Genomic DNA, 22,778 nt, shown 5'->3' with positions numbered 1-22,778 from the left:
GGGATGGAAGGGCTAGGCCGCGCGCGAGGATAGCGCCGACAGGTCGACCTGCATGAACCGCGGCCGGCTTCCTTCGGCCAGGGACATGCCGGGCATCCCGTAACTGCCCGGAGGCAGCGCGCGCAGCGGCATGCCCGCGGCCGCGAGCGCATAAGGCGAGACGCGATGGCGGGTACACAGGCCATCGGCCCCATCGCTGATCAGCGGCGTCTCGAACTCGAGCCCCTGCGTCGCATCCTGAGATCGCCTGACCGTCGCCACCACCAGCTGCCCTTCGCCCAGGTCGAGGACGAGGTCGGTCCCCACCGGAACGTCGAGCAAGCCCTCGATCATCGCACCGGTGCGGGAGATATTGCGCAGCATGGCGTCGTAGCGGTGATCCTCGTGGATGATGCCGACCATGCGGAACAGCGTGCGGCGATCGGCCCGGTGCTTGGCTGGCCCCATCGGCTTGTAGGTCAGATCCCCGGTTGCGAGCTTTTCGACGACCTGGGCCTGCGGCACCGCGCGAGAGTAGATGAAGCCTTGCACGTTGGTGGCCGAGAGAGTGCGGATCAAGCCGAGCTCGTCCATCGCCTCGACGCCTTCGGCCGTGGTCTCCATCTTGAGCGCCGTCGCCAGGCTGACGATGGCGGTGATGATGGCGAAGTTGGTGTTGTCCTTCTCGGTGCACCCGCGCACGAAGCTCTGGTCGATCTTGATCTTGTCGAAGGGCGCCTTGCGCAGATAGCCGAGCGAGGAATAGCCCGTCCCAAAGTCGTCGAGCGATAGCTTCACGCCGATCTTTTTGAGCCGCTTGAACATCTGCTCGACTGCCTCGACGTCCCCCATAAAGACGGTCTCGGTGATCTCCAGCTCGAGCTGTTCGGGTTTGAGGCCGCTCGATGCCAGGGCGCTGGTGATCGTGGTCGGCAGGCTTTCGGTCGTGAACTGATGCGCCGAGACATTGACCGCGACGCGCAAGTCCCCCGGCCACTGCGCCGCGTCGGCGCAGGCCTGGCGGATCGCCCATTCTCCCAGAACGACGATCAGGTTGGATTCCTCGGCGATCGGAATGAATTCGCCCGGGCTGATCGCCCCTCGCTCCGGATGGTTCCAGCGCATCAGCGCCTCGAAGCCCGTGACGATATTGTCCGAAGTGCGTACGACCGGCTGGTAGTGCAGCTCCAGCTCACCGCGTGCGAGAGCATCGCGCAGGTCTTCCTCGGTCTCGCGCCGCTGATGAGCGGAGTCCTTGAGGTCGTTCGAGTAAAAGCGGTACTGCCCCCGCCCGCCCCCTTTCGCGGCGTAGAGAGCAAGGTCGGCGCTCTTGATCAACTCTTCGGGCTCGATGCCGTCATAAGGCGCGATTGCGATGCCGAGCGACGTGCCGATAATCGCCCGCCGCCCTTCCAGCGAATAGGGCTGTGAGACCATCTGGATGATCCGCTGCGCCATGTCGCCAAGCTGGCCGCGGTCGTCTATGTCCGGGATGATTACCTGGAACTCGTCGCCACCCAGACGCCCGATTTCCGCCGGCGCCCCAACGATGCGCTGCAGGCGCTGGGCGACCTGCTTCAACAGCTCGTCGCCCGCCGGATGACCCAGCGTGTCGTTCACTTGCTTGAACCGGTCGAGGTCCATCATGAGCAAGGCGCAGCTTCGTTTCGCGGCCTTGAAGGCCGTCAGCATCGTCGCCAGCCGAGTGATCATGCGGTGACGATTGGCGAGCCCAGTAAGGGAATCAAACTGCGCCAGTCGCGAGGCGTCGCGTTGCTGTTCGCGCAAGCTGGAGACGTCGCGAGCGCTGCCGCGATAGCCCAGGAAACGGCCGGCTTCGTCGAATTGGGCCTTTCCGCTAAGCGACCAGAATAGCGGTCCCTCCGGCACCTCGATCTTGACGGTGACGGCGTTGATAGTGCTCCTGGCGCCCAGCAGGTACGACAGCGGCCGCTCCGATCGTTCCTCCCCGTCGGCCGTGACGGCTTCCGCCAGCGAAGCCAGCGGCTTTCCGATGATCTGCCCCTGGTCGCCGAACTTGCGCAGGGCCGAAGCCGACAAGTAGATCAGGCGATTGTCGCTGTCGGTGGCCCAGAACCATCCGATCTCGGCCTCTTCGAAGGCGTCGAGCATCGCCAGGCGTTGGCTGGCATCGAGGGTCCGCACCGCGCCATTACCGGACACAGGGTTCCCCCCGGCTCCCTTGCCGCCGAGACCCCGAAGCATGTTGCGCATGACCACCTTACGACAACCTCAAAAACCAGAGACCGCGCGCCCGTTATTTCGTTATGCATTATTGATAGCGGAGCAGGCTTACCGAACCGCTAAGACAGCCCGATCAAACTTAAGCGTCTTTTCAGAATGATCCTGCGGCCGAGCGGGCGTGACGGACCTTTTTGGCGCCTTTCGCACGAGCGGAATCGGTCGCGAGAGATTCCACGAATTCGACCCCCATCCGGTCCTCTGCGGACCATTTCGCGATGGCCCTCACCGTTTGCGTATCCGACATCTCGATCGTGAATGTTGTCCCGGGCGGAACGTGCCACAAGCCTTCGATCAACGCCCCGGTATCCGAGACGTTGCGGACCCTGCCCTGGTAGATCTGCCCGTCGTGATCGAGCACGACCTTGCGCAACATGGTCTGGCGCGGCGCCCGCGATGCACGTGGGCCTTTCGCTTCTACCGTTAGCCCATCCTTGACCCGCTCGCTGGCGTCGGAGGCGCACAAGGGCCTGCCGTAGATGAAGCCCTGCACATGGCTGCACCCGTGCAGGCGCACGAGTTCCAGCTCGTCGAGCGTCTCGACCCCTTCGGCGGTGGTATCCATGCCCAGCGCATGCGCGAGACTCGTGACCGACGCGATGATTGCGCCGTTGCGGCTGCCCGGAAGGGTAGCCCCGCGCACGAAGCTCTGGTCGATCTTGATCTTGTCGAACGGCGCCTTCTTCAAATAGCCGAGCGAAGAGTAACCTGTCCCGAAGTCGTCTAGCGCCAGGCGCACTCCCAGGCCCTTGAGCGCCGCGAACATGGTATCCGTGCAGGTGTCATCGTTCAGGAACACGCTCTCGGTGATTTCCAGTTCCAGGCGCGATGGATGAATCCCGGCCTGCGCGATAGCGTTGGCGACAAGCGCGGGCAGTTGCGGATTGGCGAACTGGAGCGGCGAGATATTCACCGCGACGCGGACCTCTTCCGGCCAACCGGCCAGCTCGTGACAGGCTGTGCGTAAGGCCCACTCGCCGATCTGCGCGATCAGGCCGGTGTCCTCGGCAATCTTGACGAACTTGTCGGTCGGTACCCACCCGCGCTGCGGATGCTCCCAGCGCAAAAGCGCTTCGAACCCCGTCAGCTTCTCGGTCGCCGACGACACGACCGGTTGATAGTAAAGCTGCAATTGGCCTTCCGCTATGGCGTCGCGCAGATCTTGTTCCAGTTGAGAGCGCGCTTCGGCTTCCGCATGCAAGTCGTTCGAATAGAAGTGGAACCGGCCGCGCCCGAGGTCCTTGGCCGCATAGAGCGCGAGGTCGGCGTTGCGGATCACCTCGTCATTGGTCACCCCGTCCTCGGGCGACACCGCGATCCCGATCGAGGCGCCGATGACCACGCGCTGGCCCTCCAGCGAATAGGGCTGCGACAGGGAGTGAATGATGCGCGAAGCAAGCTCGCCGACGTCGTTGCGCGAAATGCGGCCCGGCACGACGACCTGGAACTCGTCGCCGCCGAGTCTGCCCACCTGTCCCATCTTGTCGACCGCCGCTTCAAGCCGACGAGCGACTTGCTTGAGCAAGGCATCGCCGACGGGGTGGCCCATGGTGTCGTTGACCTGCTTGAACCGGTCGAGGTCGATGAGCATCACAGAACACGCGCGGTTGGCCCTCTGCCGCGAGGTCAGCGTCTTTTCGAGCGCCTGCGACATCTGGAACCGGTTCGCGAGGCCGGTGAGGGAATCGTAGTGCGCCAGGCGCGAGGCGTGATCTTCGCTGAGTTTCTTCGCCGTCAGATCGACGCCCGAGCCTCGGAAGCCGACGAAGTTGCCATATTCGTTATGGATCGGCCGGCCACTGACAGACCACCACCGCTCCTCCCCCCAGATCGCCGCTCGGACGGTCAGCTCCTGGAAAGCCGAACGGGCGTTGAGATGGAACAATAGCGTGCGTTCGCTTTCCTGGCTGGTGTCACCAAGGTCGAACAGTGAGACCAGCGGTTGGCCTACCAGTTCTTCGGCGGTCCGCCCGACAGCTTCGGCCACCGGCGCGGACACATACGTCAGCAGGCTGCGGCGGTCGGTCTCCCAGAACCAACCTTGGCGGGTTTGCTCGTAATCAGCGAGGATATCGCCGGCCCGGGTCTGCACCCTCTCGCGCGCCCTTGCCCGTTCGTCCTCAGCCTTTTGCTCGCGCATTTGCTCACGGCTGACGAGGATCGCTCCGATTAGGGCCACCAGCACGGTCAAGGCGCCAGCCAGTGAAGCGTTGGCGACGACGGCCGCCGCCCAGATCGAGAGCTTGGCCGAAAAGAACACGACCGGCTGCCGGCGGAGATAGGCGGAAGCCGCTCCCGCGACGCACAGCAACGAGGCTATCGCAAAGTCCCACGGTAGCTCGCCCGAGACGCTCCAGCGTGTGACGGAAAGGCCGAAGAGGAACATCGGCACCACCACCACGGCGAACAAGCCTGTCACTCTTACGTAGAGTTGACGGCCCCCCACCCAGCTATGAGCCAGGCCCACGCAAGCTACGCCGGCAACCGACAGGAGCAACATGATCGCTTCGGCAAGGTTCGGCACGCTGCCGACCCAGAAGCAACAGGCGCCGACGGTGACGATCATCGACAAGATCAGATAGGGCCAGCGCTGCGGAAGCCAGTTCCGGGATGAAGCCGTCGCGGCGGCCTGCACTGCCTGCGCCCGGTCGGACTGCGGCTTGCGCCGGGAACCGCGCCGTTGCTCTCTGGGCTCGTTGGCCTCTCCAAGGACCATGGACGCAGGCTTGGCGGCGCGCGCGGAAGTGATCGAACTTGCACGGCGGGCCTGCGACATGAAGTGCCCATGCACCTTGCGAATTTGAGAAACCGTTAAGTTACCCGCAGTTTTTGCAGCTGTAGGATTGCGGTTCAGCGCCCTAGCGCGGCTAAGGTTGCTTCGGAGAGTTAGTGGCTAAGGGCGCAGATTCATGCGGCATGTCGCGATCATCGGCTCAGGACCGGCTGGATACTACACCGCCGAAGCAGCGCAAAAGGCGCTCGGCGAAGACGTCCGCATCGATATTTTCGATACGCTACCCGTCCCATACGGCCTGATCCGAAGTGGCGTCGCGCCTGACCACCAGTCGATCAAGGGCGTTTCCCGCCGGTATGAGAAAGTTGCCCTGTCGGACAATGTCCGCTTCGTCGGCAACGTCATGATCGGCCGGGACGTTTCGATCGCCGAGCTTCAGGACCTCTACGATGCCGTGGTGCTCGCGACCGGGGCTCCGAAGGATCGCGAGCTCGGAATTCCGGGAGAGGATCTCGGCAATGTCTTTGGCAGTGCGGCTTTCGTCGGTTGGTACAACGGCCACCCGCAATTCGCCGACCTCGACCCAGACCTCTCTGGCAAGACGGCCGTGGTCATCGGCATGGGGAACGTCGCGCTCGACGTCGCGCGCATCCTCTCCAAGACCCGCGCCGAATTCGCAGGGAGCGACATTGTCGCCCATGCTCTGCATGCTCTCGAGGCTTCGACAATCGAACGCATCGTGATCCTCGGCCGTCGCGGTCCGCATCAGATCATGATGACGCCCAAGGAACTCGGCGAGCTGGGCGACCTCGAACGAGCCTCACCTCACGTCGCCAACGCGGACCTGCCGGAACCCGGAGACGATGCCATCCTCGAGCCGGGCCTGCGCAAGTCCGTGAGCCATCTGCGCGCCTTTGCCGCCACGCCCGAGCACATAAGGGCCGAAAAGCCCAAGGCGATAGAGTTCGTCTTCATGTCATCGCCCAAGGCCGTGATAGGAAACGAGAAGGTTGAGGCGATCGAAGTCGAGAAGACGAGACTCGATCACGGCCGCGCGGTCGGAACCGGAGAGGTTGAGCGGATCCCCGCGGATCTCGTCGTCGCCTGCATCGGCTATCGAACCTCGCCCATTCCCGGAGTCCCCTTCGACGAACGCCTGGGTCGCTTCGCCAACGACGAGGGGCGGATCTTGCCCGGCCTCTATTGCGTAGGCTGGGCCCGGCGCGGCCCGACAGGCACGATCGGCACCAACCGGCCCGACGGTTACGCTGTGGTCGAGTTGATCGGCGCCGATATCGCCGAGGGCGCATTGGGCGCTGCCCGCAAGCCAGGGCGGGCCGGCTTTGACGCGCTGGCAGCCGAGCGGGGCCTGGACGTGGTGACGTTTCGAGACTGGAAGCGGATCGAGGAGGCCGAGGAAAAGGCCGCCCGCGAAGGCGCCCCGCGCGAGAAGTTCGTCGACGTCGAAGCGATGATTAAAGCCAAGGGCTAGGCGCCAGGGCGGTCCCTTACTGCGGTGCGGGTGCGTCCTGCATACGCTGGCCCCAGTCCTGCATACGCTTGCCCATCGACTCCATTTCCGGGACGCAACGCTCCCTCAGGTCCTCGGCCTTGGGTTCAAGGCTGGTGACGAACTCTCCCGTCGCGAACTCATCGAAATTGCGTCCGGTCCTGCCTTCGAAGCGGCCAACCCAATAGGTCATGGCGAACCCAAACGCCGTCTTGATCTCGGGGTCCTCTACCGACCCGCTGACGAGTGCGGCCCACATCGCGCATTCCAGGTCTCGCTCCGCCTCGGGCGACATCGGCGCGGGGCCCTGCGCGGCCAACGGCGAAGCAATAACCAGCGCGGCCATCGCGAGAAGGTGGCGCACGCGGGCTAGACCCGCATCGGCATGAGCACGTAGAGCGCCGGGCTCTTCTCGTCCTGCCGGATCAAGGTCGGAGCGCCCGGATCTGCGAGGTGCAGCTCGACAGTATCACCGTCGATCTGGCCCAGGATGTCCTTGAGGTAGTTGGCGTTGAAGCCGATCTCGAAAGCGTCGGAGGAATAGTCCGCCGGCACTTCTTCAGCCGCAGTGCCATTGTCCGGGCTGGTCACCGAAAGCGTGACCTTGTCGGTCTCCAGCCCCATCTTGACCGCACGGGTCTTCTCCGTCGCGATCGTCGCGACACGGTCCACGCCTTCGTAGAAGGACTTGGGATCGAGTCTAAGCAACTTGTCATTACCCGTTGGAATGACGCGTGAATAATCGGGGAACGTGCCGTCAATCAGCTTGCTGGTCAGCACCACCCCGCCCTCACCGCCGAGGGTGAAGCGAATCTTGCTCGCCGAAAGGTCGATCTCGACATTCCCGTCGAGCGCTTCTTCGAGCAGCTTGCGCAACTCGCCCACGGCCTTACGCGGCACGATCACATCCGGCATGCCTTCGGCCCCTTCCGGCTTCGCCAAGGTGAAGCGAGCCAGTCGGTGCCCGTCGGTCGCCGCTGCCTTCAGGTCGCCATCGGTAACGTGAAGGAAGATGCCGTTGAGATAGTAGCGGGTTTCCTCCGTCGAGATCGCAAAACGGGTGCGGTCGACCATTTCGGCCAAAACCCGCGCCGGCAGCTCGAAGCTGGTCGGCAGGTCGCCTTCAACGATGACCGGGAAATCGTCCCGCGGCAAAGTCGGCAGCTGGAAGCGGCTGCGCCCGGCCTTGACCGTCATGCGGTTGTCGGCAGTCTCCAGGCTGACCTGGCTTCCGTCGGGCAGCTTGCGCGCGATGTCGAACAGCAGGTGGGCCGAGACCGTGATCGCACCGGCAGCTTCGACCGAGACGGTCTCCAGGTTTTCGACCACCTGGAGATCCAGGTCTGTCGCCATGATCCGCACGCGCCCATCGGCCGAAGCCTCGATCAAGACGTTCGATAGAATCGGGATCGTATTGCGGCGTTCAACCACCGACTGGACGTGTGACAGGCAACGCAGCAATTTTGCGCGTTCGATGGTGGCCTTCATCGCTACTCAAACCCCCTAACGCGCCGCCCCGCTTCACGGGATGGGGCCGGAATCGCCCATAAGCGCCGGAATATGTCCCAATACCCTTAGCGGGGCAGCGGTATGCGGCAAGAAAGAATGCGGGCCGGGACTGATTGGCTTGGGGAAAACTCGGTTCCTGCGCCTGCGCAAGGCCCCGAGTTCCGCACTTTCCTAGGCAAACATGGCCATGCCGCCGTTCACGTGCAACGTCTGCCCGGTGACGTAGCCGGCTTCCTTCGACGCCAGATAGGCGACCGCCGCGCCAATATCCTCGCCCTCGCCCATGCGTCCCATCGGAATGCGCTGGTTGAGCGCTTCCTTTTGCGCATCGGGCAGCACGTCCGTCATCGCCGTGCGGATAAACCCCGGGGCGACGCAATTGGCGGTGATCCCGCGGCTCGCCACTTCCTGCGCATAGCTCTTGGTCATGCCCACGAGCCCAGCCTTGGCGGCGGCGTAGTTCACCTGCCCCGGGTTGCCGGTCGCGCCGACGACGCTGGTGACGGTGATGATGCGCCCGAAACGCGCCTTCATCATCGGCTTGGCCGCCGCGCGCATCAGGCGGAAGGTCGATTCGAGGTTGATGCGGATCACCTGCTCCCACTCCTCGTCCTTCATGCGCATGGCGAGGTTGTCGCGAGTGATGCCGGCGTTGTTCACCAGGATGTCGATCCGGCCGAGCGTGTCGAGCGTCGCCGGGATCAGTTCCTCGACTTGAGTCGTGTCGGACAGGTCGCAGGTGATCTCAACATGATCATGACCAAACTCGGCGTTGAGCTCCTCGCGGAAGGAGCGCAACTTGGAGCTGTTCGAACCCGACAGCGCCAGCCTCGCCCCCTGCCGCGCGAGGCAGCGCGCGATGGACGACCCGATCCCGCCGCTGGCGCCGGTTACGAGGGCGGTCATTCCGGTAAGGTCGAACATTCTCAAAGCTCCTTCACCAAGGCTTCGATGTCGGCCATCGTCACCACGCTTGTCACGGTCACATCCTGCACGGTCCGCCCGATCATCGGGCCGAGCACCTTGCCGCCCAGTTCGACATACCGTTCGATACCCGCATCCTTCATCGCGATCACGCTTTCGCGCCAGCGGACGCGGCCGGTCACCTGCTGGACGAGCAGGTCCTGCTCCGTCGCCGCATCCGCAACGAGAGCGGCAGTGACGTTAGCGTAAATCGGTAGCCGCAGCGCGCCCGGGGGCGTCTTGCCGAGTGCCTCGGCCATGGCATCGGCCGCAGGTTGCATGAGCGAGCAGTGGAACGGAGCCGAGACGGGCAGGATCACGCCGCGCTTGATGCCGTGGTCCTTTGCCAGCGCCACCGCCCGCTCGATCGCGCCGCGGTGTCCGGAGAGGACCACCTGACCGGGGTCGTTGTCGTTGGCGACCTGGCACACTTCGCCCTCGGCTGCCGCATCCGCAAGCGCCTGGGCCTTTTCGAGATCGGCGCCGAGCAGAGCACACATCGCACCAACGCCGACAGGAACCGCCGCCTGCATCGCCTGCCCGCGCAGCTTCAACAGCCGCGCCGTATCGGCCAGCGAGAAAGCTCCGGCCGCACACAGCGCGGTGTATTCGCCGAGGGAGTGGCCCGCGACGCATTCGCCCTTCGCGGCGATCGACAGGCCCGCTTCTTTTTCGAGGACGCGCAACACCGCGATGGCATGGGCCATGATCGCCGGCTGGGCATTCTCGGTCAGGGTCAGCTCGTTCTCCGGCCCTTCGCGCATGATGCGCGACAGGTTCTGGCCGAGGGCTTCGTCCACTTCCTCGAACACCTCGCGCGCGGCGAGACTGGCTTCGGCGAGCTCTGCGCCCATGCCTACTTTCTGGCTTCCCTGGCCGGGAAATACGAATGCGGTCACGTCAAATCTCCGATCGTACCGAGCAGCCGCAGGGCGGCGTGTCGAAGTATCGCGCGCCGGTTATGAGCGCGCGGGCGTCCGGGCAAGCCCGAAGGGCACGATCCTGTTGGCAGCGTCGTGCCCGATGTCTGCCGAGCCGAGGAACGGAATGCCCGATCGGGCACACCAATCGCGAGCGATTTCCTCTGCCCCGGTGCCGAACGGCCGGTCGTTTTCCGGCACTGCGCTGATCCGCCCCAGCCGCAGCCCGGCGATGCCGCGCAAATGCTGCGTCACATGGAAGAACAGGCGGTCGACGGCGTACAGGTGTTCGGCCACTTCCTCTACCATGACTACGTGGCCGGAAAGATCGGGCATCAAGTCGGTACCGCACAGCATGGCCAGCGTCATCAGGTTGAACGCCACCGAAGGCTCCCCGACAAGCGACGGCTCAAGCCCCCTGGTATCGTGCGCGAGCCAGGCGAGCGCCCGTTCCACGGCGTCCTCTCCGCCTTCACGCCGGATATCGACCGGCATCGGCGCATGCACGGGTTGCCCTATGCCTTCCCGATAAAGGCCCGCCAGCAGATACCCCGTATCGGAATAGCCGAGGTACGCCTTGTCGCGCGCGGCACCATTCATGGCCGACAGAGCCTGCACGGCGATCCGATTGGCGCCGTATCCGCCCTTAGCAAACCACACCACGTCCACCTGCGGATCGTTGGCGCAATCGAGCAAGGCTGCCAGCCGGACCGCGTCAGGCCCCGCGAAATGCCCTTCCTCGACGAAACATTGTTCGTGGAACTGCAGCTTGAGCCCCGGGAACTCGGTGGCGGCCAGCGCAGAGACGCGCTCGGCCACGTCGCGTGTGATGGGCGTAGAGGGCGCACAGATGGCGATGCGGGTCATGCGCTGCGCAACTCGTCCTTCGACAAGCTCAGGACGAACGGAGAGATTGGAAGCCACTCATCTCGACGATGCGTGGACCAGCGCTACCCCTCCCCCGTTCGTCCTGAGCTTGTCGAAGGACGGACGGGCGCGCCACGGTTGCCAAGGCGCGAGCAACGCAATAGCCACTCATGCCAATGACCTCCAGTCCCACCAATCTCACCGCCCATCCCTGGTTCTTTTGCGGCATCGGCGGCTCGGGAATGCTCCCACTCGCCACGATCCTGCGCGGACACGGCGCGCAGGTCGCGGGATCGGACCGAAGCTTCGACCAGGGGCGCACACCCGAGAAGCGCGCCTGGCTGCAAGAGCAGGGCTTCGAGCTGTTCCCGCAGGACGGCAGCGGAGTGACCAGCGCGGAGCAGATCCTGGTCGCTTCCGCGGCTATCGAGGACACGGTGCCCGAAGTGGTCCGCGCCACAGAACTCGGCTGCCCGCGTATGACCAGGGCGCAACTCCTGGCGACCCTGTTCAACGCCGCGCCCCAAGGCATCGCGATCGGGGGCACCAGCGGCAAGTCGACCGTGACCGGGATGCTCGGCTGGATCATGGCCGAAGCCGGACGCGACCCGACCATCATGAACGGCGCGGTGATGAAGAACTTCGTCTCCAAAGCCGTCCCTTTCGCAAGCGCGCGCGTCGGTTCGGGTCCGGCCTTCGTCTCCGAAGTCGATGAAAGCGATGGCTCGATTGCGCTTTACCGGCCCCAAGTCGCGGTGCTGCTCAACGTCAGCCTCGATCATAAGAGCCTCGAGGAACTTCGTACCCTGTTCGGCGACTTCCTTGCCGTCGCTCCGCGCGCAGCGGTCAACGTCGACAACGAGGAAGCGCGGCTTTTGACCGACCGGGCGCAAACCCTGACCTCGTTCGGCATCGACAATGAGGAGGCCGATCTTGGCATTGAGCCCGGCTCGATCGAGGAAACTCCGACCAGCATCGCCGCGCTCGTGGTCGACCGCCGGAGCGACGAGGCGCACCAGCTCGGCCTGGCCATGCCTGGCCGCCATAATCTCGCCAACGCGCTGGCCGCGATCGCCGGAGCTGCGGCATCGGGCGTACCGGTGATGGACGCCGTGGGCGCGCTGGCGGGCTTCAAGGGCCTAGCGCGCCGGTTCGACATAATCGGCACCAGCCCTTCAGGGATCACCGTCATCGACGACTTCGGCCACAACCCCGAGAAGTGCCGCGCGACCCTGCGGACCTTGAAGGCGCACCCAGGGCGGGTGATCGCGTTCTTCCAGCCGCACGGCTACGGTCCGCTGCGCCAGATGGGCCATGAACTGGCCGAGACTTTTGCCGAGGAGCTTGGTCCACAGGATGTGACCATCCTGTGCGACCCGGTCTATTTCGGCGGCACGGTCGATCGGTCGGAAGGCAGCGAGCGGATTGTGCGACTGATCGAGCAGGCCGGCGGCCGGGCGGAGTATATTCCCTCGCGAGAAGACTGCGGGGCACGGATCGTCGAGATCGCACAGCCGGGGGATCGCATCGTTGTGATGGGTGCGCGCGATGACACGCTCACCGTGTTCGCGAAAGACGTGTTGGCGAAGCTGGCTTAGCCCAAGTCCTCCCAGAGCTTGCTCGGGGAGGTGGCGCGCTCCGAAGGAGCGTGACGGAGGGGCAAGCAGCCAAACGCATCCCCTCCACCACCGACTTCGTCGGCGCCCCCCTCCCCGAGCGAGCCCGAGGAGGATTTATCAGTCTTCCAACCCTTCGAACGGATCGCCCAGGTCCATGACCGGCCGCCCTTCGGCATCGGCGCCGTCGCGGTTGTTTTCCTGGCAGACGTACTCGCGCATCTCCCAGTTTGGCTCGAGCTTGTAGTTCTGCACCATCACGTAGGGCTCGGCAAAGATCGCGGGGTCGGTGATGGTGATCTCGTCCACCAGGTGATCCGGCGCGGTGCGCGTGATGCGTTCGACGAAGCGAGTGTTCTCGGTGGCATGGATGCCGGGCACCACGCTGACCGCCGGATTCACACCGATCGTCTCCACCACCAGCGTGTCGCCCTCCCAATGACCGACAGAGTGACCATTGAAGGCCGGGTCGGGATCTTCCGGCAGGGGGCGGCCGTCGACGTACACGCGGCGAACCTGGCTATAGGTCTCGATCAAAATGTTCACCCGACCTGGCGAGTAGGTGAACTCGATCGGATAGGGCAGTCGCATGATCCCAGGCATGCCGTTGGGCACGCAATTCGCCGCCTGGGTCTGCAGGTTCTCGCCACGCTCCTTGCCCGCGTTGAAGGCGTCGACCATCTTCTGGCCTTCGGGCGTGAGCTTGGGCGGCGTAGCGGTGGTGCGCGATGCCGCCGAGACGCCGGGGGACCAGATGCCGCTCCAGTCGGGCCAGGACGTCACACCTTCATAGTTCGCCGCTCTGCCCACTGCTTCCTGGGCCAGGGCCGGAGTTGCTGCCACGCCGGACAAGGCCGCGGCTAGCCAGAACCACTTCAACGATTTCGAACGCATACCTACTCCCGGGAATCTCTCTCCCGGCCAGTTAGGCCAAACTAGAACGCCTCGCCAATCCCCAGGTATACGCCATGATCGTTCTTGCCGACCGCGACGTCCAGGCGGAGGTGAACGTCGTTGTTTTTGAACGGGAGGTAGCGGACGCCGAGGCCGCTGGCGGGCAGCATGTTGCTTTCGCTGAACAGATCGCCGACCGAGGTGGATATCCCGCCGATCCCCATGAACGCTACCGCGCCCCAGCGCGTCGTGAACTGGTGCCGCACTTCCCCCTGGACCGACCACGCCGCGCGGTCACGATAGCGGCCTGTCACATAACCTCGCAGATCGGCCCCGGCGCCGAACAGGCAAAGATTGTAGTACGACACATCGCCACTCGCCGAGCAGACCATCGCGCTGGCCGCGACGACCGTGCTATCGTCAGTGCGCAGGTAGGTGCTCCCTTCGACAGTCAGCTTGTCATGCTTGAAGGTCGAGCCGAGCCAGTCAAAGCCGAACACCCAGATGGCCAGGGCCTGCACGCCCTTGGTCGGTTGGGTGTGGCTGTCGGTGGTGTCGTATTGAAACACCGGTCCGACGACAGAGAGGGTACTGTTCATCTGATCGATCGGCGGGGGCGGGGTCAGCGATGGCGGCTGATCCTCGTCCTCGTGCGGCTCCGCGCTGTGGGTACCGAGCTGGTACCGAACCCCGAGATAGCCGTGCGGAAACATGCGCCGCGTGGCGGTTGCCTTGATGTTGAATTGCTGGTCGCGCAGCATCAGGTCATCCCCGCGGTCGCCGTCGTCGGCGCCGATGCCGTAGAACTTGTTGAACTGGTCGAAATAGGAAGCGCTCGCGGTGAGACGGAAGCCATCGTCGGCTGACGACATCTTGTGAAACACCCCCAGCCCCTTGCTCCCTCGCGTAGTCCACACGATCCCGCCGCCGGTCATCCATTGATTGGGTGAGCCATTGGGATTGTAGAAGGCCACCACCCCGCCGGCGATGCCCGCTCCGGTAGTCGGAGTGGAGAACGGAACCGGCGCGTACAGCAGGTCGACGTCCTTCTCCTTCTTCCCTTCGGGTTGCTCTGGACTGGCCGCTTCGGGCGCGGGATCCTCGGCTCCCGTCTCCACCTGCGCGATGGCCGGATGGGCGCAAAGCCAGGAGGCCGCGAAAGTCACCGCAAGGATTCTGGTATGCCGGCTTGATCGGGGCATGGCTCACCTTGGCCGGTTTTTGCCCGACCACGCTAATCCTGCCAGTGCAGGCCGCCATAGGGTGTTACCCGAGTTTTGGGCCGGTAAGGCCCGCTGTGTCGCGAGCCCCGTGCAAGCGTTCCAGACCGCGGGTGCAGCCGAAGGGCATGGGTACTCTTACCAGGACGCAACCGGTATTGAGGTCAGACGGCCGATCCCGCCATCGCCGCGATAGTCACCGCCGGCAGGAACCCCAGCAAGGTCGCCAGCGCGAAACTCCGTGCCCGCAACGGGGAAAGCGCACAGGCGGCTGTCACCAGCATGTGCGGCGCTCCCAGGAGTCTGAGGCCCAGAAGGTAGACGAAGCCTCGCTGGGTTATGTCGCGATCGAACCGCTCGAGCCTTGGACCCCAGCGCTTTCGGATGCGCTCGGACAACGAGCGGCGCGCAAGGAGGAACAGACCGTGACTTCCGAGCACGGCGCCTAGCACGACGACGAGAATGGCAAGCCATCCGCCCAGCAATGCGCCCGACGAGAACGAGATGGGCATCAGGACACCAGGCACTCCAGAGCCCACTAGGGTCGCGGTTAGCACCAGGAAAGCCAGACCCAACAGCAGTTCGCTCTGCAGGAGCGGGCCGAGCACGCCAAGTTGCCCGAAGATCGGTGAAATTAAGTCCACGAACCTCTGGACGAGGTAGGGCTCGATTGGTTCCGCAGGATGCGGCAGGGCGTTGCGGGGATGCGAAACAGCGCGGCTCTGGGCTAGGCGACGGCCACGAGAACCGGTTTGGCCTCCTGCGAGAAGGGGCATTTCGACGGCTGGCTCTCTTCAGAGTCCGGCGTGCCGAACTGGTCGGCAAAGGTCTCCGCCATGGCCCGGCGAACGGCAAAGGCCGCCCAGCAGATTGCGCCCGGCAATCCATGAGGAACCGCTGCGCTGGTCAGGGGCTGGCCCGCTTCAGGCGCATGGCGCAGGATTCCGAGCAGCGCCCGCTCGTCGCGCGAGAGCGAAGGACTGCAGCAGCATTCGGGCTCAAGTGCTCGCTCAAGCTGCGCTTCGACCATGTCGAACAGGCTGGCGCAGGCTACCGACAGTTCGGGGGCCGTCTCGAACAGGCTGACGGCGGACTGCATGTGTGGCAAGGGATGGTCTCCCCTGGCCCTCGAGGCCGCCCACAGGCGGAACTGGCGGACGAAAATCATCGGGCCGATCGCTAGGGCTTGGGACACGTCAGGCTCCTTCCAAATGCATGCTATTGCGAACCATTCGCATCTGTAAAGAGCCAATCGACGACACGAGCGAATTTCCAGAAGGATACCGCCACAGCCTTGCATTCCCCCCGTAAAGCTGTATGTGCCCGCCTTCCTCGGCGGTCCTGACTGCCAGGAAACCCCAAGAAAGCCGGAGGGGCCCCGCCATTCGGGCGGACAAGCCAGCGATCGGCAGAATGTGAAAGGAACGCGAACATGCCGCTGTACGAGCATGTATTTCTCGCGCGCCAGGACTTGAGCCAGGCTCAGGTTGACGCGCTCGCCGCCGGCATCACGGAAATCGTGGAACAGGGCGGCGGCAAGGTCTCCAAGACCGAAACCTGGGGCCTCAAGAGCCTCGCTTACAAGATCGACCGCAACCGCAAGGCGCACTTCGTCCTGCTCAACATCGAGTGCCCCGGCCCCGTCGTGGCCGAACTCGAGCGGCAGAACCGCATCAACGAAGACGTGATCCGCTGGCTCACGATCGCCGTCGACAAGCACGAAGAAGGTCCGTCCGCGCAGATGCGCAAGAACGAGCGCGACCGTAAGCGCCGCGAACGTGAAGGGGAGCGCATCTAATGGCCCGTCCGTTTTTCCGCCGCCGCAAGTCTTGCCCGTTCTCGGTCAAGGATGCTCCGGTCATCGACTTCAAGGACACGCGTCTGCTGCAGGGCTTCATGTCCGAACGTGGCAAGATCGTCCCGAGCCGCATCACCGCCGTTTCCGGCAAGAAGCAGCGTGAGCTGGCCCGTGCGATCAAGCGCGCGCGTCACCTCGGCCTGCTGCCCTACATCGTGAAGTAAGGAGGGCGGACCGATGCAAATCATCCTGCTCGAACGTATCGAGAAGCTGGGCACGATCGGCGACGTCGTAACCGTCAAGGACGGCTACGCCCGCAACTTCCTGCTGCCGAACAAGAAAGCGCTCCGCGCCAATGAATCGAACCGCAAGGTCTTCGAAGCCAACCGCGAGCGTCTCGAAACCGAGAACGCGCAGCGTCGCGACGAAGCTGCCCAGGCGGGTGCGAACGTCGACGGCACCGAATTCGTGCTGATCCGCGCGTCGTCGAACTCCGGCCAGCTCTACGGTTCGGTCAACGTGCGTGACGTCGCCGACGCCCTCAAGGCGCTTGGTCACAACGTCAACAAGTCGCAGATCATCCTCGAGCGCCCGATCAAGACGATCGGCCTGTTCGATGTCCGTGTCGCCATGCATCCGGAAGTCCACGTCACCGTGAAGGCCAATGTGGCCCGCTCGGACGACGAGGCCGAGTTGCAGCGCCAGGGCGTCGACGTGATCGGTCAGATCGCCGAGGAAGACCGCTCCGAGACCGAAGGCTTCACGGAAGCCCTCGATCCGAACCTCGAACCGGGTGAACTTCCCCCGGCCGAAGACGCGGAAGCCGGCGACGAAGCTGCCGAAGGCTGACCAACTTCAATTGAAGAAAAAATGCGAGGGCGCGGTTCGAAAGGACCGCGCCCTTCGACTTTCCGGCGATTAGTTGGGGACGGTTCAAGGGTTTTTCTGGAGCTGAAATGCTTCAACGAGATGAATTTCGCCGCGCAATTGCCCCGTTTTGCCGTGATTTGCTCGATTAGTCCCTTAATATGAACGAGCCACAGAAATTCCCGGCGAAACTTCGGGTTTCCCCCTATTCCCTAGAATTGTGAACGAGCGAATGTGCAAGTCGCGCCACCGCCGTGAGCTGAAACGGGGAACCGATAAGCTCTTCCGGAGTCGTGATAGGTGAAAGCTCCAGCAGGGGAATAGTTAAATGACTAACCTGAAGGGTAAACTAGCCACCGCCGCCCTAATTGTTGTGTCCGCATCAGGTGTGGGCGGTTGCGCCACCACGGAATATGTGGACCAACAGATCGCGACGGTGAACCAACGTGTCGACGGAGTGGAGTCGAGACTGGTTCAAACCGAAAATACGGCCAACACTGCGCTATCCCAGGCGCAGGCAGCCAACACCGCTGCGCAGAACGCAAATCGGCGTCTCGACGCGGTTGAGCAGCGTCTGAATGCGCCGCCTCCGCCTCCGCCGCCGGCAAGAGCTCCGCGGAACTGATACTTGTTCAGCGGCAGTTTATGCCTAAATTCTAAGTTTATGGACCCGGCCGGGTAACCGGTCGGGTCTCTTTACTGACTGTCCGATGCGCAAATTTTCTCGATTGATCCTCCCTGTCCTCGTGGCGGGAAGCCTCGCGCTTCCCCCAGCGATCCTTGCGCAGCCGCGCGGTCCCGAACGGGCAACCTCTCGCCCACAGCAACCGTCGGCCACGGCCAAGCCGGATGCGACTGCCGTCGGCCGCAGCGCGACAACGTCCAGGTCCCGCACGCCCGTGCCCGGAAGCAATCAGGCCGCGACGCCTCCTTTGGCGATTTTCGCGCCGACGGAAACCTCGGCCGCAACCACTCGGGTTTCGCGCTGGGTCATCGACACCAACGACAACGGCTCGCTCCCCTTCATCATTATCGACAAGAAGGCCGCAACGGTGTTCGTCTACGATGCCAAGGGCAAGCCGATCGGGGAGACCCCGGCGCTGTTGGGGATCACGGACGGTGACGATTCGACACCCGGCGTCGGCAGCAAGACCCTGGCCGAACTCGGCCCTGCAGAGAAGACCACGCCAGCCGGCCGCTTCGTCGCCCGCATCGGTCCTGCCAGTACCGGTCAGAAAGTGCTGTGGGTCGATTACGACACCTCGGTGGCGTTGCACGCGGTAGTGACGGGCAACAAAAAGGAACGGCGACTGGAGAGGCTGCTCTCGCCCACGACCAGCGACAACCGGATCACTTACGGCTGCATCAACGTCCCGGCTCACTTCTACGCTCAGAGTGTGCAGCCGATCTTCGAGAAGACCGGTGGCATCGTCTATGTCCTGCCGGACAAGAAGGCGCTCGAGACCGTCTTCCCTTCGTTGCGCGGCTCGCGCATCGCGATGCAGCGGGTGAGCTTCTAGCGCCTAGGTTCGTCTGATGACCTGATATGGTGCACGTCGATCAGGTCGAAACCTGAGCGGTATCCCTCCACGGTGACGCGCCTGCCAAGGTACCTCTTGCGGCGCCACAGGGTCAGATAGAGCTGCCAGACACCTCCGCCGTCCATGGCCAGCGAATAGCCCCATCGGCCGGGCTGCAAGATTCCCGTCTCGACATGCCAGTCGCCCATCGCCATCTGGCTGTCCCTCCCGAAAGTCGATGGCGGTGCGCCCCCGCTTCGACTTCACACCATGATCCCTGGTGATCGGGGAGTTAGTAAACCGAACGTAGCCGGCCCCTACGACCTTTAGGCTGGAGAGCCCTGGACATACGTCGCAGGCTCCCCGACCATAAGAGTCAAGGATGTGGGGACTGCATCGTGCAATCCAACCGCTACGTTACGGGGTTACTACGCCCCAGAGCCGTGCGTGGCGGCTCCATTGGCGCTTATGGGGTGAAGCCTTACCGCGGGCAACGGAATTTGGACTGTCCCTCGGCGCGTGCCGCCTGCGGCGCTGCTACCCTGCCCTATATCCTTCCAGAGACGCCTATTTTCGAGAATGCCGATGGGGGAAATTCCAAGCAAACAACGCTCTAGAACCGAACCGCAGCATTCTCCCTGTGCGACACCAGTCGCGCATGGGCGGTGCCGGCCCGACAGGCTGGTGGGAGATCATGTAGAAAGGAGAACATATTTAAGTAACCCACGCTGGGCGCATCATTGGCATACGTCTGCTGATGTGCGCGTTCAACACGTTCGTTTTAGAGATTGTAGAATTGGCGCGTCACAAGTGACGAAGGGGAAGTCCGGGTAGCCGCGCGGGCCCCAAATGATTTGAGCCCCCAACCGTAGCCGCGGCTGGGGGCCCCTATCTTCGGAAGACAGATTGAAGTTTCCGAACCTTTGCTGCCGCAGGATATAGCCCCTGCTATCGCTTAATATTCAATGCCTTGTTGAACCTCGTGGCAACTCCTACCAGCCCGCAGCCTTGCCCTTGTTCTGCTGGTCGAGCCACGCCTTGAGCGGGGCGAAGTACTCGGCCATGGCCTTGCCGCTCATTTCGCGAGTGCCGGTGAAAGCCTCGAGAGCGTCGGGCCAGGGTTTGCTCGCGCCCATTTCCAGCATGGCGTTGAGCTTCGCACCCACGTCCTTGTTCCCGTAGAAGCTGCAGCGATGCAGCGGGCCCTTCCACCCGGCCTGGTCGCAGGCGGCCTTGTAGAATTGGAACTGCAGTACCCGCGCGAGGAAGTAGCGCATGTACGGGGTGTTGCCGGGCACGTGGTACTTGGCGCCCGGATCGAACGCGTTCGCGGGCCGCTCGACCGGCGGGGTGATGCCCTGGTACTCGCGCTTCAGGTCGACCCAGGCCTTGTTGTAGTCTGCAGGCTGGATCGAGCCGTCGAACACGCCCCAGCGCCACTTGTCCACCAGCAGCCCGAACGGCAGGAACGCCACCTTGTCGAGCGCCTCGCGCAGCAACAGGCCGATGTCCTTGTCCGCGCTCGGCACGTCCGCCCTGTCGAGCAAGCCGATCTGCACCAGATATTCAGGCGTGATCGAGAGCGCCACCATGTCCCCGATCGCTTCATGGAAGCCATCGTTGGCACCATTGAGGTGCAGGTAGCTCTGCTGGTTATACGCGCGCTGGTAATAGTTATGGCCCAGTTCGTGATGGATGACCTTGAAGTCGTCGCCATTGCGCTTGATGCACATCTTGATGCGGACATCGTCCTTATTGTCGATGTTCCAGGCGCTGGCGTGGCACTGCACCTCGCGGTCAGCTGGCTTCACGAACAGCGAGCGTTCCCAGAAGGTCTCCGGCAGCGCGGCGAAACCGAGCGAGGAAAAGAAGTTCTCGCCCGCCTTGACCATATCGAGCTCGTTCATGCCCTTGGCTTCGATGAGCTGGGTCAGGTCATAACCGAGGTCCCCGGCTCCCTGAGGAGCGACCAGCGGATAGATATTGCCCCACTCCTGAGCCCACATGTTGCCGAGCAAGTCGGCGCGGATCGGGCCCTTGGCCGGCTGTACCGCCTCGCCGTATTTCTCGTTCAGCTTGGTGCGGACGTAAGTGTGCAAGGCCAGGTACAGCGGCTTGAGGTCGTCCCACACCTTGTCGGTCAGCGCCGCGAACTCATCAGGCGGCATGTCGTAATTGGAGCGCCACATCGCGCCGGTGTCTGCAAAGCCCAGTTCTTTCGCGCCCTCGTTGGCGATGGCCACCATGCGCGCGTAGTCGTCGCGCATTGGCGCGCCGACGTTGTCGTGCCAGCTAGTCCACATTTCGGCGAATTCGGCGGGCGTTCGCTCCATGTTGCCCATCTCGGCCTCGATGTCCGAACCGGAGATAGGCTTGCCGTTGAGAGTGCCCTTGCCCTTGGCATACTGCGAGGAAAGGTCGGTGGCGATTTCGTTGAGTTCGGTGGCCGCGCCCGGGCGAGTGGGCGCTGGCAGCACGATGCCCGTGCGCAAGATGGTTAGCTTGCGCTCGACCACAGGGTCGAGCCCCGGCACCTGGGCAAACTGGGCCGCTTCCAGCGCATAGCGCACCGACTTCTCCGTCCCGACCGCGTTGATCGCCGCGGTCAGCGTATCGGTGTCGAAATTCACGAACGTGGCGTTGACCCAGTTCATCCGCCCAGCGTCGACCGAGTAGTCGAACAGGTCTGCCTCCACCGCCTTGAGGAAATCCGCCGCGCCTTGCGGAGTCTTCGGAAAGGCCGCGACGGCCTGGCCCGCTGACGCTTCCTGCGCCACAGCGGGGACGGCCAGACCGGCGGCGAGCGCCAGCGCGGCAGCGGATGCGAGAACCCTGAACTTCATTCGGACCAACCTCATTCCCTGAAAGCAGTTTCAACGGGAACCGGTCTGGACTGGCTATGCGGCCAAATCAACCCGCCAGATAGGCGGCAATCGCCACGCCCAGGTCAGGCTCGGTCACCGAACCCATGTGCGTCCCGGGAATTTCCTCGAACCGGCCGTTCGGAAGGACCCTTGCCAGGTCCTGCGGAGAGCCGTTGTCGCGGTCCTTGTCCCCGCACAGGACCAGGGTCGGCATGGTGATCGCCGCGAGATCTTCTTGGCTCGTATCGTCGACGGACTCGAGCAGCAGCCGGGCGGCCACGCGATCGATCTTCATCGTCTTCATGAACTGCACCGCCATGTAGGCCGGATCGCCCTGCTTGACCTCCGCAAACCGGTCGATAGCGTCGATGAAGAAGGCCGCGCGCCCCTCCCATCCGGCGAGGCCTTCTAGCCCCATGCCTGCGAGCACCAACTTGCGCGGCGCCAGGCCCGAGACCACCGCCCGCGCCGCGGTCCGCGCGCCGAGCGAGAAGCCGACGAGGTCAAAATCCCCGAGGCCAACGGCGTCGACCACGGCCCTCACATCACGCACCAGCACGTCGCACGGATAGGACGCCGGATCGTGCGGTGCGGCGCTTTGGCCGTGGGCGCGCAAGTCCGGCATGATCGCCTCGAACCCGGCGTCCTGGAGGCGAGCGGCATGTCCGAAGCGGATCCAGTTCATCTGCGCGCTGGAGAACAGGCCGTGCAGCATGAGAACCGGCCTACCCTGCCCTAGTCGGTGAACCGCCAGTGCGGCGCCATCGAAGCTCTCGACGACGTCGGTTCGGACCTCAGTCACTCCGGAACTTCCAGTCCGGCGTCGGTCCACCGCTTTACCGCGGGAGCGTACTCGGTGACTTTCATGCTTGGCAGATGGCTGGTGTCTTCCCAAGCGGCATGCTTGCTTTCGGCGCCGAAGTTGCTGACCGGGTAGAAAGGAGAAGGATCGTCAAACGAGCCAACCGTCAGATCCATGTTTTCGCTTTCGTTGTAGGCAAATCCCAATGGTGTGCCGCATTCCCGGCAAAACGGACGCCGCGCCAGCGGAGACGACACATACCAGTCCGGTTCGTGCTCCCACTCGATGTTGGCTTGGACCACGTTCTTGAACGCAATCGATACGCCTCCGGTCGCGCGTTGGCACATCCGGCAGTGGCAAAGATAGGCCTCGTCACTGTCGATCCTGACGGCGAAACGCACTCTTCCACACTGGCAACCGCCTGTCTGTTCACGCATTTTGACGTCCTTTGCC

Annotated in this window: 22 protein-coding genes; 7 read left to right on the top strand and 15 right to left on the bottom strand. The window is 63.7% G+C overall.

Annotated features, from left to right (window positions below):
• Nucleotides 1-12: 12 nt before the first annotated feature.
• Nucleotides 13-2,214 carry an EAL domain-containing protein gene (locus KK137_RS04080; protein WP_250893572.1) on the bottom strand — a complete coding sequence of 734 codons (2,202 nt, stop codon included), beginning with the start codon at nt 2,212-2,214 and terminating at the stop codon, nt 13-15.
• A 121-nt stretch (nt 2,215-2,335) separates the two neighbouring features.
• Nucleotides 2,336-5,017 carry an EAL domain-containing protein gene (locus KK137_RS04075; protein ID WP_250893571.1) on the bottom strand — a complete coding sequence of 894 codons (2,682 nt, stop codon included), beginning with the start codon at nt 5,015-5,017 and terminating at the stop codon, nt 2,336-2,338.
• A 133-nt stretch (nt 5,018-5,150) separates the two neighbouring features.
• Between KK137_RS04075 and KK137_RS04070 the strand changes: the two genes are divergently transcribed.
• The gene (locus KK137_RS04070) at nt 5,151-6,467 is read left to right on the top strand and encodes an FAD-dependent oxidoreductase (protein ID WP_214534748.1); all 1,317 of its coding nucleotides are present in this window, start codon (nt 5,151-5,153) and stop codon (nt 6,465-6,467) included.
• A 16-nt stretch (nt 6,468-6,483) separates the two neighbouring features.
• Here KK137_RS04070 and KK137_RS04065 read toward each other — a convergent pair whose 3' ends face one another.
• The 5 genes from KK137_RS04065 to KK137_RS04045 all read right to left on the bottom strand — a co-directional run bounded on the left by KK137_RS04065 (nt 6,484) and on the right by KK137_RS04045 (nt 10,744).
• Nucleotides 6,484-6,831 (bottom strand): hypothetical protein, encoded by a 348-nt coding sequence (locus tag KK137_RS04065; protein ID WP_214534747.1) that lies wholly within the window; start codon nt 6,829-6,831, stop codon nt 6,484-6,486.
• A gap of 23 nt (nt 6,832-6,854) precedes the next feature.
• A complete protein-coding gene (gene dnaN, locus KK137_RS04060) occupies nt 6,855-7,973 on the bottom strand; it encodes a DNA polymerase III subunit beta (RefSeq protein ID WP_214534746.1) in 1,119 nt (372 codons plus the stop codon).
• Between the two features lie 192 nt (nt 7,974-8,165).
• Entirely contained in the window at nt 8,166-8,918 is a 753-nt protein-coding gene (fabG, locus tag KK137_RS04055; protein ID WP_214534745.1) for a 3-oxoacyl-[acyl-carrier-protein] reductase, read from the bottom strand.
• A 2-nt stretch (nt 8,919-8,920) separates the two neighbouring features.
• Nucleotides 8,921-9,856 carry an ACP S-malonyltransferase gene (gene fabD / locus KK137_RS04050; protein ID WP_214534744.1) on the bottom strand — a complete coding sequence of 312 codons (936 nt, stop codon included), beginning with the start codon at nt 9,854-9,856 and terminating at the stop codon, nt 8,921-8,923.
• Nucleotides 9,857-9,916: 60 nt separating this feature from the next.
• Nucleotides 9,917-10,744, bottom strand: coding sequence for an LD-carboxypeptidase (locus KK137_RS04045; protein WP_214534743.1), 828 nt, complete (start codon nt 10,742-10,744; stop codon nt 9,917-9,919).
• Nucleotides 10,745-10,920: 176 nt separating this feature from the next.
• Between KK137_RS04045 and KK137_RS04040 the strand changes: the two genes are divergently transcribed.
• On the top strand, nt 10,921-12,342 hold the full coding sequence (locus tag KK137_RS04040) for a glutamate ligase domain-containing protein (protein WP_214534742.1): 1,422 nt from the start codon (nt 10,921-10,923) through the stop codon (nt 12,340-12,342).
• Nucleotides 12,343-12,480: 138 nt separating this feature from the next.
• On the opposite strand, the gene KK137_RS04035 is transcribed toward KK137_RS04040, so the two are convergent.
• The 4 genes from KK137_RS04035 to KK137_RS04020 form a co-directional block, all read right to left on the bottom strand.
• The gene (locus KK137_RS04035; RefSeq protein WP_214534741.1) at nt 12,481-13,254 is read right to left on the bottom strand and encodes a hypothetical protein; all 774 of its coding nucleotides are present in this window, start codon (nt 13,252-13,254) and stop codon (nt 12,481-12,483) included.
• Between the two features lie 41 nt (nt 13,255-13,295).
• Complete coding sequence (locus tag KK137_RS04030; RefSeq protein WP_214534740.1) at nt 13,296-14,420, bottom strand: BamA/TamA family outer membrane protein; 1,125 nt, start codon at nt 14,418-14,420, stop codon at nt 13,296-13,298.
• A 218-nt stretch (nt 14,421-14,638) separates the two neighbouring features.
• On the bottom strand, nt 14,639-15,118 hold the full coding sequence (locus KK137_RS04025; protein WP_214534739.1) for a TVP38/TMEM64 family protein: 480 nt from the start codon (nt 15,116-15,118) through the stop codon (nt 14,639-14,641).
• An 83-nt stretch (nt 15,119-15,201) separates the two neighbouring features.
• Nucleotides 15,202-15,669, bottom strand: coding sequence for a hypothetical protein (locus KK137_RS04020; RefSeq protein ID WP_214534738.1), 468 nt, complete (start codon nt 15,667-15,669; stop codon nt 15,202-15,204).
• A gap of 237 nt (nt 15,670-15,906) precedes the next feature.
• On the opposite strand from KK137_RS04020, the gene rpsF reads away from it, so the two are divergent.
• The 5 genes from rpsF to KK137_RS03995 all read left to right on the top strand — a co-directional run bounded on the left by rpsF (nt 15,907) and on the right by KK137_RS03995 (nt 18,659).
• Complete coding sequence (gene rpsF, locus KK137_RS04015) at nt 15,907-16,272, top strand: 30S ribosomal protein S6 (RefSeq protein ID WP_214534737.1); 366 nt, start codon at nt 15,907-15,909, stop codon at nt 16,270-16,272.
• Nucleotides 16,272-16,496: a 30S ribosomal protein S18 gene (rpsR, locus tag KK137_RS04010; protein WP_055918484.1), complete on the top strand. Its 225-nt coding sequence runs from the start codon at nt 16,272-16,274 to the stop codon at nt 16,494-16,496. The genes rpsF and rpsR overlap by 1 nt, the downstream gene beginning before the upstream one ends.
• 13 nt (nt 16,497-16,509) lie before the next feature.
• Nucleotides 16,510-17,121, top strand: coding sequence for a 50S ribosomal protein L9 (gene rplI / locus KK137_RS04005; protein ID WP_214534736.1), 612 nt, complete (start codon nt 16,510-16,512; stop codon nt 17,119-17,121).
• A gap of 346 nt (nt 17,122-17,467) precedes the next feature.
• Nucleotides 17,468-17,764: a hypothetical protein gene (locus KK137_RS04000; protein ID WP_214534735.1), complete on the top strand. Its 297-nt coding sequence runs from the start codon at nt 17,468-17,470 to the stop codon at nt 17,762-17,764.
• 85 nt (nt 17,765-17,849) lie between these two features.
• Entirely contained in the window at nt 17,850-18,659 is an 810-nt protein-coding gene (locus KK137_RS03995) for a hypothetical protein (RefSeq protein WP_214534734.1), read from the top strand.
• Here the strand turns inward: KK137_RS03995 and KK137_RS03990 are convergent.
• The 4 genes from KK137_RS03990 to KK137_RS03975 all read right to left on the bottom strand — a co-directional run bounded on the left by KK137_RS03990 (nt 18,656) and on the right by KK137_RS03975 (nt 22,762).
• Nucleotides 18,656-18,874 (bottom strand): DUF5818 domain-containing protein, encoded by a 219-nt coding sequence (locus KK137_RS03990; protein ID WP_214534733.1) that lies wholly within the window; start codon nt 18,872-18,874, stop codon nt 18,656-18,658. The genes KK137_RS03995 and KK137_RS03990 overlap by 4 nt on opposite strands.
• Nucleotides 18,875-19,651: 777 nt before the next feature.
• Complete coding sequence (locus KK137_RS03985) at nt 19,652-21,502, bottom strand: M2 family metallopeptidase (RefSeq protein ID WP_214534732.1); 1,851 nt, start codon at nt 21,500-21,502, stop codon at nt 19,652-19,654.
• Between the two features lie 67 nt (nt 21,503-21,569).
• Nucleotides 21,570-22,325, bottom strand: a complete 756-nt coding sequence (locus KK137_RS03980) for an alpha/beta fold hydrolase (protein WP_338027968.1) — start codon at nt 22,323-22,325, stop codon at nt 21,570-21,572.
• A complete protein-coding gene (locus tag KK137_RS03975) occupies nt 22,322-22,762 on the bottom strand; it encodes a GFA family protein (RefSeq protein ID WP_214534731.1) in 441 nt (146 codons plus the stop codon). Before KK137_RS03975 ends, KK137_RS03980 begins: the two co-directional genes overlap by 4 nt.
• Nucleotides 22,763-22,778: the final 16 nt, after the last annotated feature.

It is taken from the genome of Croceibacterium selenioxidans (assembly GCF_018599195.1).
Classification (GTDB): domain Bacteria; phylum Pseudomonadota; class Alphaproteobacteria; order Sphingomonadales; family Sphingomonadaceae; genus Croceibacterium_A; species Croceibacterium_A selenioxidans.
Note: the sequence above shows the minus strand (reverse complement) of the source record. Positions and strands in the feature narration are given on the sequence as shown.

What these genes read in the sequence shown, in the direction of transcription:
- KK137_RS04080 (WP_250893572.1), bottom strand. Translation starts at nt 2,214, where the DNA reads ATGCGCAACATGCTTCGGGGTCTCGGCGGCAAGGGAGCCGGGGGGAAC.
- KK137_RS04075 (WP_250893571.1), bottom strand. Translation starts at nt 5,017, where the DNA reads ATGTCGCAGGCCCGCCGTGCAAGTTCGATCACTTCCGCGCGCGCCGCC.
- KK137_RS04070 (WP_214534748.1), top strand. Translation starts at nt 5,151, where the DNA reads ATGCGGCATGTCGCGATCATCGGCTCAGGACCGGCTGGATACTACACC.
- KK137_RS04065 (WP_214534747.1), bottom strand. Translation starts at nt 6,831, where the DNA reads ATGGCCGCGCTGGTTATTGCTTCGCCGTTGGCCGCGCAGGGCCCCGCG.
- dnaN (WP_214534746.1), bottom strand. Translation starts at nt 7,973, where the DNA reads ATGAAGGCCACCATCGAACGCGCAAAATTGCTGCGTTGCCTGTCACAC.
- fabG (WP_214534745.1), bottom strand. Translation starts at nt 8,918, where the DNA reads ATGTTCGACCTTACCGGAATGACCGCCCTCGTAACCGGCGCCAGCGGC.
- KK137_RS04045 (WP_214534743.1), bottom strand. Translation starts at nt 10,744, where the DNA reads ATGACCCGCATCGCCATCTGTGCGCCCTCTACGCCCATCACACGCGAC.
- KK137_RS04040 (WP_214534742.1), top strand. Translation starts at nt 10,921, where the DNA reads ATGACCTCCAGTCCCACCAATCTCACCGCCCATCCCTGGTTCTTTTGC.
- KK137_RS04035 (WP_214534741.1), bottom strand. Translation starts at nt 13,254, where the DNA reads ATGCGTTCGAAATCGTTGAAGTGGTTCTGGCTAGCCGCGGCCTTGTCC.
- rpsF (WP_214534737.1), top strand. Translation starts at nt 15,907, where the DNA reads ATGCCGCTGTACGAGCATGTATTTCTCGCGCGCCAGGACTTGAGCCAG.
- rpsR (WP_055918484.1), top strand. Translation starts at nt 16,272, where the DNA reads ATGGCCCGTCCGTTTTTCCGCCGCCGCAAGTCTTGCCCGTTCTCGGTC.
- rplI (WP_214534736.1), top strand. Translation starts at nt 16,510, where the DNA reads ATGCAAATCATCCTGCTCGAACGTATCGAGAAGCTGGGCACGATCGGC.
- KK137_RS04000 (WP_214534735.1), top strand. Translation starts at nt 17,468, where the DNA reads ATGACTAACCTGAAGGGTAAACTAGCCACCGCCGCCCTAATTGTTGTG.
- KK137_RS03995 (WP_214534734.1), top strand. Translation starts at nt 17,850, where the DNA reads ATGCGCAAATTTTCTCGATTGATCCTCCCTGTCCTCGTGGCGGGAAGC.
- KK137_RS03990 (WP_214534733.1), bottom strand. Translation starts at nt 18,874, where the DNA reads ATGGCGATGGGCGACTGGCATGTCGAGACGGGAATCTTGCAGCCCGGC.
- KK137_RS03985 (WP_214534732.1), bottom strand. Translation starts at nt 21,502, where the DNA reads ATGAAGTTCAGGGTTCTCGCATCCGCTGCCGCGCTGGCGCTCGCCGCC.
- KK137_RS03975 (WP_214534731.1), bottom strand. Translation starts at nt 22,762, where the DNA reads ATGCGTGAACAGACAGGCGGTTGCCAGTGTGGAAGAGTGCGTTTCGCC.